The sequence below is a fragment of the Enterobacter sp. LU1 genome, from assembly GCF_008271405.2.
Taxonomy (GTDB): domain Bacteria; phylum Pseudomonadota; class Gammaproteobacteria; order Enterobacterales; family Enterobacteriaceae; genus Enterobacter; species Enterobacter hormaechei_C.
Genome location: NZ_CP043438.2, coordinates 340,081 through 352,190, shown reverse-complemented (window position 1 = coordinate 352,190; position 12,110 = coordinate 340,081). Strand labels below are relative to the sequence as shown.

General features: G+C 54.5%; 11 protein-coding genes. 3 read left to right on the top strand and 8 right to left on the bottom strand.

From position 1 onward, the window contains the following. Positions 1–131: 131 nt before the first annotated feature. From ghxP to soxR, 3 genes are all read right to left on the bottom strand, one after another. The gene (gene ghxP, locus FZF21_RS01660) at positions 132–1,481 is read right to left on the bottom strand and encodes a guanine/hypoxanthine transporter GhxP (protein ID WP_023295766.1); all 1,350 of its coding nucleotides are present in this window, start codon (positions 1,479–1,481) and stop codon (positions 132–134) included. Between the two features lie 297 nt (positions 1,482–1,778). After that, the gene (locus FZF21_RS01655) at positions 1,779–2,450 is read right to left on the bottom strand and encodes a glutathione S-transferase (protein WP_017694715.1); all 672 of its coding nucleotides are present in this window, start codon (positions 2,448–2,450) and stop codon (positions 1,779–1,781) included. A 356-nt stretch (positions 2,451–2,806) separates the two neighbouring features. Next, positions 2,807–3,265, bottom strand: coding sequence for a redox-sensitive transcriptional activator SoxR (soxR, locus tag FZF21_RS01650; protein ID WP_003860275.1), 459 nt, complete (start codon positions 3,263–3,265; stop codon positions 2,807–2,809). A 98-nt stretch (positions 3,266–3,363) separates the two neighbouring features. Between soxR and soxS the strand changes: the two genes are divergently transcribed. Beyond that, a complete protein-coding gene (soxS, locus tag FZF21_RS01645) occupies positions 3,364–3,690 on the top strand; it encodes a superoxide response transcriptional regulator SoxS (RefSeq protein ID WP_003860277.1) in 327 nt (108 codons plus the stop codon). Positions 3,691–3,696: 6 nt separating this feature from the next. On the opposite strand, the gene FZF21_RS01640 is transcribed toward soxS, so the two are convergent. Further along, the gene (locus FZF21_RS01640; protein WP_015570189.1) at positions 3,697–5,262 is read right to left on the bottom strand and encodes an EAL domain-containing protein; all 1,566 of its coding nucleotides are present in this window, start codon (positions 5,260–5,262) and stop codon (positions 3,697–3,699) included. A gap of 265 nt (positions 5,263–5,527) precedes the next feature. After that, entirely contained in the window at positions 5,528–6,928 is a 1,401-nt protein-coding gene (locus FZF21_RS01635) for a sensor domain-containing diguanylate cyclase (RefSeq protein WP_149121113.1), read from the bottom strand. Positions 6,929–7,371: 443 nt separating this feature from the next. On the opposite strand from FZF21_RS01635, the gene FZF21_RS01630 reads away from it, so the two are divergent. Then, positions 7,372–7,653, top strand: a complete 282-nt coding sequence (locus FZF21_RS01630; protein ID WP_003860282.1) for a YjcB family protein — start codon at positions 7,372–7,374, stop codon at positions 7,651–7,653. Between the two features lie 61 nt (positions 7,654–7,714). Here the strand turns inward: FZF21_RS01630 and ssb1 are convergent, their stop codons facing one another. After that, positions 7,715–8,245, bottom strand: coding sequence for a single-stranded DNA-binding protein SSB1 (gene ssb1 / locus FZF21_RS01625; protein WP_006177466.1), 531 nt, complete (start codon positions 8,243–8,245; stop codon positions 7,715–7,717). 251 nt (positions 8,246–8,496) lie between these two features. On the opposite strand from ssb1, the gene uvrA reads away from it, so the two are divergent. Beyond that, the gene (gene uvrA / locus FZF21_RS01620) at positions 8,497–11,319 is read left to right on the top strand and encodes an excinuclease ABC subunit UvrA (RefSeq protein ID WP_003860287.1); all 2,823 of its coding nucleotides are present in this window, start codon (positions 8,497–8,499) and stop codon (positions 11,317–11,319) included. Positions 11,320–11,322: 3 nt separating this feature from the next. Here uvrA and FZF21_RS01615 read toward each other — a convergent pair whose 3' ends face one another. Continuing rightward, positions 11,323–11,676: an MmcQ/YjbR family DNA-binding protein gene (locus tag FZF21_RS01615; protein WP_017382628.1), complete on the bottom strand. Its 354-nt coding sequence runs from the start codon at positions 11,674–11,676 to the stop codon at positions 11,323–11,325. Between the two features lie 2 nt (positions 11,677–11,678). Then, complete coding sequence (locus FZF21_RS01610; protein WP_149121114.1) at positions 11,679–12,095, bottom strand: secondary thiamine-phosphate synthase enzyme YjbQ; 417 nt, start codon at positions 12,093–12,095, stop codon at positions 11,679–11,681. Between the last annotated feature and the right edge of the window lie 15 nt (positions 12,096–12,110).

The window sequence follows — 12,110 nt, the reverse complement described above, 5'->3', positions numbered from 1 at the left end:
TCTTATATGCCAAACCTGAGGCGTCGTGCCTCTTATTCTATCCTCTCCAGAGTAACGTAAAAGGCAACAGGATGAGTCCTGAAAATAAAAACGGGCGGCCTGAGCCACCCGTTTTCGCATAAAAAGTCAATTCAGATGGCCCAGCCGCCCGCGTAAAACGCCACCAGCGCAACGGCGATGACCACGGTACCGATGTTCAGCTTACGCCACTCACCGGAGACCAGACGCCCAATCACCAGCGAGGCGAAACCGATCATAATGCCGGTCACGATGTTACAGGTCAGCACGATGAATACCGCAGTGATCAGGCCGGACATGGCATCAACAAAATCCGCGAAGTCGATTTTCGCCACGTTGCTCAGCATCAGCAGGCCGACGTACATCAGCGCAGGTGCGGTCGCGTAAGCCGGCACCAGATAAGAGAGCGGAGAGAGGAACAGGATCAGCAGGAACAGCACGCCAACGGTGATGGCCGTCAGGCCGGTTTTACCGCCTGCCGCCGTACCCGCTGCGGACTCAATGTACACCGCCGCAGGCGCCGCGCCCACCAGACCAGAGAAGACGCTGCTCAGGGAGTCGGTGGTCAGCGCTTTGCCGCCGTCAATAATCTGTCCGTCTTTATCCAGCAGGTTCGCCTGACCGGCCACCGCGCGGATGGTGCCGGTGGCGTCAAACACCGCGGTCATTACCAGCGCCAGCACGCTTGGCAGGATCACCGGGTTCAGCGCGCCCACAATATCCAGGCTGCCAATCAGGGAGTTGCCGTTGTCATCGCTCAGCGACGGCATGGCGAAAATCCCGGAGAAATGAACGGTCGGGTCGAAGATCAGGCCGACGATGGACACGCCGATAATGGTCAGCAGAATGCCGCCCGGCACTTTCAGTTTTTCCAGGCCAATGATCACCGCCAGACCCACCAGCGACATGATCACCGGGAAGCTCGCGAAGTTACCCAGCGCAACCGGCAGGCCGTCCAGCGGGTTCTTGATGACCAGACCCACGCCGTTGGCAGCGATCAGCAGCAGGAACAGGCCAATACCGATGCCGGTGCCGTGCGCCACGCCCTGCGGCAGGTTGCGCAAAATCCAGCTACGAATGCCGGTCGCTGAAATCACGGTGAACAGCACGCCCATCAGGAACACGGCGCCGAGCGCTACCGGGACGCTGATATGCTGGCCCAGCACCAGGCTGAAGGCGGTGAACGCGGTCAGGGAGATGGCGCACCCGATCGCCAGAGGCAGGTTCGCCCACAGGCCCATCACAATCGAACCCACACCCGCAACCAGGCAGGTGGCAACGAAGACCGCCGCTGGCGGGAAGCCCGCTTTGCCGAGCATGCCTGGCACCACGATGACGGAGTACACCATCGCCAGAAACGTGGTCAGACCGGCAACAACTTCCTGGCGCACGGTGCTGCCGCGAGCAGAGATTTTAAACATGGCGTCAAGTGAACCGCCGGTACGCGCAGATGGCGTAGACATAGAAAACATCCCCTGAAAATTTTTATTGAAAGTCCGTAAGCGTGGTGGAGACTCCACTGCCAGCGAAACGTCAAATCCTTGTGCTGCGTTTGCGACGAAAGGGGCGTCACAAAAAAAGCAAACGTTTAGCTCCGCGCTTACAAAACGGGTGGTCAAATGTAGGCAAACGATTATCTAGCCTAATACCCGCCCTTTTCAACTGAACTTTCTCGTTTTTCGCTAAAATTGCCTCATGACGATGAAGAATTAAGCAGAGGATGCGCAAACGTTATCGTCCATGCGCAATTTCGTTACATTTCATCCCTCGCCGGGGATTGTCAGCGGGCCGCCTTTCGCAAGCGTTGTCTGCCAGCCCGGACGTGCCTCCACTCTCTGTTTCCACGCCGCTATGTGGTCGAGATTGTCAATGCCGCCTCTCGCCAGCAGGGCGAAGAGGGGAAAACTCATCTGGATATCAGCCATGGTCAGCGTGTCGCCGGCAAACCAGCTGTTTTCGGCAAGATGATCGTTAATAAAGCGCGCATGCGTTTCCAGCTGGCGGTTGAGATACGCTTTTTGCACCCCCTGCCCCAGCGCCTTACCCAGCGTGCGCAGGCCAAACGGGACGGGTGGTTTGCCGAGGCTGTTAAACACCAGCTTCATTAACAGTAGCGGCATCAAAGACCCTTCGGCGTAATGCAGCCAGAAGCGATACTGCACTTTATGGGCGGGATCTAACGGTTTGAATCGTGACGCCGAATCGTACGTTTCCTGAAGATATTCCAGAATCGCGCCTGATTCGGCCAGCACCAGTCCGTTATCTTCCAGTACCGGGGATTTCCCCAGCGGATGCACTTTTTTGAGCGAATCCGGTGCAAGCATGGATTTCTCGCGCTGGTAGCGCACAATCTCATACGTCAGACCCAGCTCTTCCAGCGCCCAGAGGACGCGATGTGAACGAGACTGATTAAGGTGGTGGACCGTTAGCATGATGTTCTCCGGTGATTCATACTTTTTAACTATAGAAAACTGAACAACTTCACGAAAAAAATTTGGCTAAAATCTCACCGTCTCCGGTGGCAAAAACGGCGGCCGGGCATAGAATTAAAGTGTCAGTACAAACCGGAACCTCCTCCACAAGCTCGACACGAGGGGTACTGATGTCGGGGGAAACCCTCCCGTGAGCCAGCGGGATAGAGAGAAAGACAAAGACCGGAAAAAACTAAAGCGCCCTTAGTGGCGCTTTAGTTCTTTATGCTTGTTGCCGGGTGGCGGCTGCGCCTTACCCGACCTGCAAAACCGAGAGCGTAGGCCGGGTAAGCGAAGCGCCACCCGGGAAACACCTCTCAATCCTCCTCCAGCAACCGCGCCCCCGTTCCCTGCTCGCCCAGCCTGTCACCCGGGTTACGTAGCGGACAATCGCTGCGTGATAAACACCCGCAACCAATGCAGCCGTCCAGCTCATCGCGCAGGGCCACCAGCGTGTGAATACGACGATCCAGCTCTTCTCGCCACTGGGACGACAGCTGCTTCCACTCCTTCGCGCTCAGCGAGTGCCCTTCCGGCAATACGCCGAACGCGTCACCGATGGTGGCCAGAGGAATGCCGATACGTTGCGCAATTTTGATGATCGCCACGTAGCGGAGCACATCGCGGGTGTAGCGCCGCTGGTTTCCGGCGTTACGGATACTTTTTATTAACCCTTTGCTTTCATAGAAGTGGAGTGCCGACACCGCCACACCGCTTCGCTTAGCCACTTCACCGGGGGTTAACAGCGCTTTGATGCGCGGTAATCTCTTTTCCATAAAACCTCTTTACCTCAAGTTAACTTGAGGAATTATACTCCCCCGCAGTGAAAACGACGAATCAACCAGGACAGATGTCTCCACAGAGGGGTAACCTTATGTCGCATCAGCAAATTATTCAGACACTTATTGAATGGATTGATGAACATATCGACCAGCCGTTGAACATTGATGTGGTCGCTAAGAAGTCGGGCTATTCGAAATGGTATTTACAGAGAATGTTCCGCACCGTAATGCATCAAACGCTGGGTGATTACATTCGCCAGCGCAGGCTCCTGCTGGCGGCGCAGGCGTTACGCTCAACGCAGCGGCCCATTTTTGATATCGCAATGGATCTGGGCTATGTGTCGCAGCAGACCTTTTCCCGCGTCTTCCGCCGCGAGTTTGACCGTACGCCGAGCGACTACCGTCATCAGCTCAATTAATGCGTGTTAACGCAAGGGTTGCTGCTGCCAGGCCATAAATGCCTGGGGCGGCATCGCTTTCGCGAAGTGCCATCCCTGACAATACTGCACGCCACGCTTCAGCAACCAGCTCACCTGCTCCCCCGTCTCGACCCCTTCCGCAATGGTTTTCAGCCGCAGGCTTTGCGCCATCTCAATGATGTGCTCGGCAATCAGGTGGCTGGTGCTGTTGGTGGTTAAGGTATCGATAAAGGATTTGTCGATTTTCAGGATATCGACGTTCAGCGAATAGAGGTTATGCAGGTTAGAGTAGCCGGTTCCGAAATCATCAATCGCCACTTCATACCCCGCCTGGCGAAACGCCTGAATGACCGGCGTGGTTTTCGGCACGTCAATAAACCCCCGCTCCGTCACCTCAATTTTGATTTGCTGCGCGCGAACCGAGTAAAAGCGGGCTTTGTCGGAGATCAGGGCGATAAGACGCGAAGAGTGAAAATCCGACGCCGACAGGTTAATCGAGACATACAGATCGGGATGAGCGGCAAGAAAATGGCCCAGATCGCTGAACACCTCCTCCACGACGTAATCCGTAATGCGCTCAATCATCCCCTCTTTTTCTGCCAGGGGAATAAATTCCGCCGGGCTCATAACCTGACCGTTGAATCCAGGCCAGCGCAACAACGCCTCTGCCCCCACGCACTGGTTATTTTTAATATCAATAATGGGCTGATAATGGACGCACAGCTGGCGTTTATTCAGCGCCCGGTGCAGAAGTCGGCCAGGCGAATTGAATTCACGGTGTGTACGCGACCACACCAGCAGAATAATAATGCTGCAAATTATCCCCAGCGGTAGCGTCAGGGTAGCCTGATGATAAAGCGTTTTATAAAAACGGGCGCTGGAGGTTGAAACGATGGCCGCAATCGGCCGCTGCCCGGATTTCACGATCGTATAAAAACGGTCACCTTTCTGAAAAGTCGTTTCCTGATGTCGAAGCATCGAATGCAATAAAGAAATATTGGCTTTCTGGCTTACAGAAAAGAATGCATTGCTGACGGTGTCATACACCCCCCACGACAGGGAACGATCGTCTGACATCACCTCACTGTACGAAAGCGGGTTGACCACTGCGACATAATTTCCGCGCTGCATATATATCATTTTATAACCATCAAAAAATGGCGTATCGCGAAAATAATAGATAGCAACGTCGGGTTTACGTGTGTAATTGGCAGCGGGAATGGTGTAAGGATGATCCGGCGTAAAAAGGGTCGAGCAGAGAAACGACTGGCCTTCAGCATAAATTAAATCGGCAACAAAAAGACGACCGCGGGAAACGTTCAACATATATTGACGATGCTCCGGCGTACACACTTTTCCCTGATATTTTTCCGCGTCTTCCCGGGCCAGATCAACCTGTTGAATAACCCGTTCAGTTTTGTTTAAAGCAAGTTCAGCAAACGTGCGCAGCTGGGCGCTGATTTCCGACACGGCTCTAAGCTGGGCAAACCATAGCGCAAGCATCACCGGCAGCATAACTACCATGATAATCCCGACCACTTTGAGCATGTTGCGCAGCGCGCTACGATTCATTTCCCGCTCTGTATCCCTGCATGTTGTACGCCTGTAGCAATGAAGACCGGCTGCTTTGATAAACAGGTGATTACGTTGCATGAATCATGGGAAGTTAGCAACTGACTTTTGGTATTAAAAATCCTAAAATTCGTGATGCCGATAATATTTTCCCGTAAGCCAAACTAAAAGTATTCATTTCGTTTCTGATAAGGAAAATAATTACCCGCGACAGGTGTGGAAAATTCGCTGGCTGAAATAGCCTGCTCTTTGTTCTTATGCAGATTTATAAATAATCAGACGCCAGGACCGTTTTTCCTCTTCCCGTACGCTTGGCGTCATATAATGCCTTATCGGCACGCATCAGTATGGCAGAAGTATCCCGTTGCCCCTGACAGACTTCAACCACCCCGGCGCTGAAAGAGAGTACCAGCGTTTTATCGCCCACACGCAGCGGTTTTGAGATCAGCGCGGCACGCAGCCGGGAAGAGAGCAACGTAGCGGCCATACCATCCGTGTGCGCCAGCAGAAGAACAAACTCTTCGCCCCCCACCCGTCCCAGCGCCGACCCGGCCGGGCTCACCTCGCGAATACGGTCGCAAAAGTGGATCAATGCCGCATCGCCAACCTGATGTCCCCACCGATCGTTGATCTGCTTGAAATAATCGAGATCGAACATCAGGAGACAGAAGTGGCTACTGACATCCTGCGGCGAACTGGCTGCCAGCGCTATTTTGAGACGCTGTAAGATTGTCGAGCGATTCAGACAGCCCGTCAGATCGTCCGTGGTGGCTTTGACGGTCAGCTGCTGTTCTGCTTTTTTACGTTCGGTGATATCCAGGCCAATGTTGAGAATGGAGTTATCCGGCAAAAGGATGTTTGACCAGAGAATGGTTAACTGCGTCCCGTCTTTACGCACCGGGTGCCATTCGTACATATCCTTAAGTGGTGCGAAACGAACCGACTCCTGCACGCGCTGCCGCTCCTCAGGATCCGGGTAAAACAGGGCCAGCGGATCGGGATGCTCGCCGATTTCAGTCATACTCCAGCCAAAGACTTTTTCGCATTCGGCATTCCACAATACACACCGGTTATGCCTGTCAAAGGCGTTCATTAATACCGGAGCACGCTCAAATAAGGTTTTATATTGCGTGACGACGCGCTGCATTTCCTGCGCCGTTTTTTCTCGCACGATGATGTCATCAAAATAATCTTTTAGCTTCTCAACCAATACCACCACGATATTTTTCAATATCGGCAACGAGGTCAGTTTTTCATTAAAAGCCAAAAAGAAATAACCACTGCACTGTCTGCCATGCGCTGAGAATTTACACAGCACGCCGCTTTGCAGCCGCGCATAGCCTGGGTGCTGAGGGGAAAATACCGTCCGGCCAATATGCTCTTTCCAGTAGATCACCCGCCAGGCGCGCTGATGCCGCTGCAACAGGGTGCTGGCAAGAAAATCCGCCACGTTAAAGGCGTGACACGTCACGTCGCCGGCACAAACCACGCGCGGCCCGTCTGCGGATTCGACACTGACCCATGAGAGATTTGCCCCCAGTGCGCTGTTGATAATTTCCAGCATTTCAACTGGCGAACACTGCGCGTTGAGTTGCGGCATCAGCTTCGCCAGGGCATGCAGCGCCTGCATGCTGTCGTTAATAATCTCGCGTCTTTTTTCTTTCATTATCTTTTCGCAGGTCATTAATCGAGAGAGCAACCGCAATAATTCATATCTGAATAAAAGAATAAGACCACGAAATCAAAGAGCATGCCGAGTGTAAAACAAAGAATACAAAATCCAAAAAAGTCAATTAATTCAATGCGATGAATTATTTTTGCGGGTACATTTATTGTTCCACACAAGCATAATCCATAGATATACTGCTGTAAACGCTATACAGCCGATGGCGTTTTGCAAAGGTTTTACTATCTGGATGAAATAAAAATAAAAATTCCGACCAGACGTCGCTCTGAGCGACGACGATATATTTTCCCCGGCAATAATCCCACTTTTACCTCACGCAGATACTGGCGAATAAAACAGCAAATGTGATATAGTTCACACATCTTATGTAACGAGAAACATTGTTTCATTCCAGTTCGTCTGTTTTGTCGAGGATGGGTTTTATGGCAACCATTACCACCAGCATGGTGCTCCTGCGCTGGCCGTTGTTGAGCGCGGTTTTGATGTTCCTGGCCAGCACGTTAAACATTCAGTTTCGAAAGTCCGACTACGCAGGTCTTGCTGTGATTAGCACCCTGTTAGGGTTGGGCGCCGCATGCTGGTTCGCGACAGGTTTGCTTGGCATTACGCTGGTAGACATTGCCGCCGTCTGGGAAAACATTAAAGTGGTGATGGTTGAAGCCATGAGCCACACTCCGCCAGACTGGCCGATGGTGATTACCTGATAGCCTGTTATAAAAAAACCCAGACATTGTCTGGGTTTTTTGTTTTTCACGCGTCTGGATATCAGAATGGGATATCGTCGTCGAAATCCATTGGCGGTTCGTTAGACGGTGCCGGAGCAGACTGCTGCTGCGGACGGGACTGCGCGCCGCCGCTGAACTGGTTGCCGCCCTGAGGCTGCTGAGGCTGACCCCAACCACCCTGCTGCTGATTCTGACCGCCACCTGCCGGTGCGCCACCGCCCTGACGGCCACCCAGCATTTGCATGGTGCCGCCCACGTTCACCACCACTTCCGTGGTGTACTTCTCAGCGCCGGATTGGTCGGTCCATTTGCGGGTACGCAGCTGGCCTTCGATATAGACCTGAGAACCTTTACGCAGATACTCACCGGCCACTTCGGCCAGTTTGCCAAACAGCACAACGCGGTGCCATTCGGTCTGCTCTTTCATTTCTCCGGTCGCTTTATCACGCCAGGATTCGGAAGTAGCCAGCGTAATGTTGGCAACTGCGCCACCACTCGGCATGTAGCGTACTTCCGGGTCCTGGCCCAGATTACCGACGAGAATCACCTTGTTTACGCCTCTGCTGGCCATGTTCGTGTCTCCTGAATACGTTTCTTAATAGTGTAAACGCGCGAGTGTACCATTTCCATGCTGCACTTTGATAGTTGCGTAGCACGTTCCAGAGTTCTCCCGCGAACTCGACATTGTTACACAGTGAATCAGAAAATGCATTCCAATACTGTATATTCAAACAGGTCATTTTGTGTCATAATTAGCCGTTTCTGACAGCCGTTTGTCCTTCAAACAAATCAGGCAATCCGTGTTCCAACCGGGAAAGGTGAATGGATAAGATCGAAGTTCGGGGCGCCCGCACCCATAATCTCAAGAATATCAACCTCATAATCCCTCGCGACAAACTCATCGTCGTGACCGGGCTTTCGGGGTCTGGCAAATCCTCACTGGCTTTCGACACTTTGTATGCCGAAGGACAGCGTCGTTACGTTGAATCGCTCTCGGCGTACGCGCGTCAGTTCCTGTCGCTGATGGAAAAACCGGATGTCGACCACATTGAAGGGTTGTCCCCTGCTATCTCCATTGAGCAGAAATCCACATCGCATAACCCGCGCTCCACGGTCGGTACCATTACCGAAATCCATGACTACCTGCGTCTGCTGTATGCGCGCGTGGGCGAGCCGCGCTGCCCGGATCACGATGTCCCGCTGGCGGCACAAACCGTGAGCCAGATGGTGGATAACGTGCTGTCGCAGCCGGAAGGCAAACGCCTGATGCTGCTGGCGCCGATCATTAAAGAGCGTAAGGGCGAGCACACTAAAACGCTGGAGAACCTGGCAAGCCAGGGCTATATCCGCGCCCGTATCGACGGTGAAGTGTGTGACCTGTCGGATCCGCCAAAGCTGGAGCTGCAAAAGAAACACACCATCGAAGTGGTGATTGACCGCTTTAAGGTACGTGAAGATCTGGCGACGCGTCTGGCGGAATCCTTTGAAACGGCGCTGGAACTGTCGGGCGGCACGGCGGTGGTGTCAGACATGGACGATGCAAAAGCGGAAGAGCTGCTCTTCTCCGCCAACTTCGCCTGTCCGATTTGCGGCTACAGCATGCGCGAGCTGGAACCGCGCCTGTTCTCGTTTAACAACCCGGCGGGCGCGTGCCCGACCTGTGACGGCCTGGGCGTTCAGCAGTATTTCGACCCGGACCGTGTGATCCAAAACCCGGAACTGTCGCTGGCGGGTGGCGCTATTCGCGGCTGGGATAAGCGTAATTTTTACTACTTCCAGATGCTGAAATCGCTGGCTGAGCACTATAAGTTCGACGTTGAAGCCCCGTGGGCCAGCCTGAGCGCGAACGTACATAAAGTGATCCTGTTCGGTTCCGGCAAAGAGAATATTGAGTTCAAGTACATGAACGATCGCGGTGACACTTCCGTGCGTCGCCACCCGTTCGAAGGGGTGTTGCACAACATGGAGCGCCGCTACAAAGAGACCGAATCCAGCGCGGTGCGTGAGGAGCTGGCGAAGTTCATCAGCAACCGCTCCTGCGCCACCTGCGAGGGTACACGTCTGCGTCGCGAAGCGCGTCACGTGTTTGTCGAAAACACGGCACTGCCGACCATCTCAGACATGAGCATCGGCCACGCGATGGACTTCTTCAACAACCTGAAGCTCTCCGGTCAGCGCGCAAAAATCGCTGAAAAAGTGCTGAAAGAGATCGGCGATCGCCTCAAGTTCCTCGTGAACGTCGGTCTGAACTACCTGACGCTTTCCCGCTCGGCTGAAACGCTGTCCGGCGGTGAAGCCCAGCGTATCCGTCTGGCGAGCCAGATTGGCGCGGGCTTAGTCGGCGTGATGTACGTGCTGGATGAGCCGTCTATCGGCCTGCACCAGCGCGACAACGAACGCCTGCTCGGCACGCTGGTTCACCTGCGTAACCTCGGCAACACGGTAATCGTGGTCGAGCACGACGAAGATGCGATCCGCGCCGCGGACCACGTGATCGACATCGGCCCGGGCGCAGGCGTACACGGCGGCCAGGTGGTCGCGGAAGGGACGCTGAAAGACATCATGGCGGTGCCCGAGTCGCTGACCGGCCAGTACATGAGCGGCAAGCGCAAAATTGAAGTGCCGAAACAGCGCGTGGCGGCGAACCCGGAAAAAGTGCTGAAGCTGACCGGCGCGCGCGGCAACAACCTGAAGGACGTGACCCTGACGCTGCCTGTCGGGCTGTTTACCTGCATCACCGGCGTGTCCGGTTCCGGTAAATCGACGCTGATCAACGATACGCTGTTCCCGATTGCGCAGACGGCGCTGAACGGCGCGACGCTGGCCGAGCCTGCGCCGTACCGCGACATTCAGGGGCTGGAGCATTTCGACAAGGTTATCGACATCGATCAGAGCCCGATTGGCCGTACGCCGCGTTCCAACCCGGCGACCTATACCGGCGTCTTTACGCCCGTACGTGAACTCTTTGCCGGCGTGCCGGAAGCGCGTTCACGCGGCTATACGCCAGGCCGTTTCAGCTTTAACGTGCGCGGCGGCCGCTGTGAAGCGTGCCAGGGCGACGGCGTAATCAAGGTTGAGATGCACTTCCTGCCGGATATCTACGTGCCGTGCGACCAGTGCAAAGGTAAGCGTTATAACCGTGAAACGCTGGAGATTAAGTACAAAGGCAAGACCATCCACGAAGTGCTGGATATGACCATCGAAGAGGCACGCGAGTTCTTTGACGCCGTCCCTGCGCTGGCGCGTAAGCTGCAAACCCTCATGGATGTGGGTCTGACCTATATTCGTCTGGGGCAGTCAGCGACAACGCTGTCCGGCGGTGAAGCGCAGCGCGTGAAGCTGGCGCGTGAGCTGTCCAAACGCGGTACCGGTCAGACGCTGTATATTCTGGATGAGCCGACCACCGGCCTGCACTTTGCGGATATCCAGCAGCTGCTGGACGTGCTGCACCAGCTGCGCGATCAGGGCAACACCATCGTGGTGATTGAGCACAACCTGGACGTGATTAAAACCGCTGACTGGATTGTCGATCTCGGCCCGGAAGGCGGCAGCGGCGGCGGTGAAATCCTCGTCTCCGGTACGCCAGAGACCGTTGCAGAGTGCGAAGCCTCGCACACCGCGCGCTTCCTCAAACCGTTGCTGTAATCGTCACACGGAGAGCTGCTGTCGGATCGTTTCCGGCAGCAGTTCTACCGCCTGTAGATACGACGCATCCACCAGGTAGTAAATTTGCGAATCTGGCAGCGAGCCGTCGAGAAACACCGTACTCCAGTGCGCTTTATTCAGATGCTTACTTGGCCTGACATCATCGTGCTGCTGGCGCAGTAAGTCCGCCAGTTCCGGACTGGTTTTCAGTGATGCCGCAGGCCGCGCATCCACCTCTTTCACCATCGCGAACAGCACATCCCCCACTTTGATCTGCGTGGCTTTCCAGTCGCTGTGAACGCTTTGTTCCGCACCCGGCTTGCTCATGCAGTACTGAAGTATCTCCGAAATTGTCATCTTTATTCCCCTTGTAGCGTTGCGATAATTTTACGCGAACCACCGTGAATGCGATGTTCTCCCAGCCAGATCCCCTGCCACGTTCCCAGCTGTAGCCGTCCGTTGTGGACCGGCAGCATCAGCGAGACGCCCAGCAAAGAGGATTTAATATGCGAAGGCATATCGTCCGCCCCCTCATAGTCATGCTCATAAGGCGCGTTGTCCGGGACGCTCTTCAGAAAATGGTGCTCTATGTCGGACCGGACGGTGGGATCGCAATTTTCATTAAGCGTGAGAGAAGCAGACGTGTGCTGAAGCAGCAGATGCAGCAAACCCGTTTTGACGCGCGACAGGTCGCGGATTTGCCCGATGACTTCGTCCGTCACAAGGTGAAATCCGCGTGGTTTTGCGCTTAAGGTCAGGGTCTGTTGATACCACATGTGCTGCTCCATTAT

What these genes read in the sequence shown, in the direction of transcription:
- FZF21_RS01615 (WP_017382628.1), bottom strand. Translation starts at nt 11,676, where the DNA reads ATGACAATTTCGGAGATACTTCAGTACTGCATGAGCAAGCCGGGTGCG.
- ghxP (WP_023295766.1), bottom strand. Translation starts at nt 1,481, where the DNA reads ATGTCTACGCCATCTGCGCGTACCGGCGGTTCACTTGACGCCATGTTT.
- FZF21_RS01610 (WP_149121114.1), bottom strand. Translation starts at nt 12,095, where the DNA reads ATGTGGTATCAACAGACCCTGACCTTAAGCGCAAAACCACGCGGATTT.
- FZF21_RS01635 (WP_149121113.1), bottom strand. Translation starts at nt 6,928, where the DNA reads ATGAAAGAAAAAAGACGCGAGATTATTAACGACAGCATGCAGGCGCTG.
- FZF21_RS01655 (WP_017694715.1), bottom strand. Translation starts at nt 2,450, where the DNA reads ATGCTAACGGTCCACCACCTTAATCAGTCTCGTTCACATCGCGTCCTC.
- ssb1 (WP_006177466.1), bottom strand. Translation starts at nt 8,245, where the DNA reads ATGGCCAGCAGAGGCGTAAACAAGGTGATTCTCGTCGGTAATCTGGGC.
- soxS (WP_003860277.1), top strand. Translation starts at nt 3,364, where the DNA reads ATGTCGCATCAGCAAATTATTCAGACACTTATTGAATGGATTGATGAA.
- FZF21_RS01630 (WP_003860282.1), top strand. Translation starts at nt 7,372, where the DNA reads ATGGCAACCATTACCACCAGCATGGTGCTCCTGCGCTGGCCGTTGTTG.
- uvrA (WP_003860287.1), top strand. Translation starts at nt 8,497, where the DNA reads ATGGATAAGATCGAAGTTCGGGGCGCCCGCACCCATAATCTCAAGAAT.
- FZF21_RS01640 (WP_015570189.1), bottom strand. Translation starts at nt 5,262, where the DNA reads ATGAATCGTAGCGCGCTGCGCAACATGCTCAAAGTGGTCGGGATTATC.
- soxR (WP_003860275.1), bottom strand. Translation starts at nt 3,265, where the DNA reads ATGGAAAAGAGATTACCGCGCATCAAAGCGCTGTTAACCCCCGGTGAA.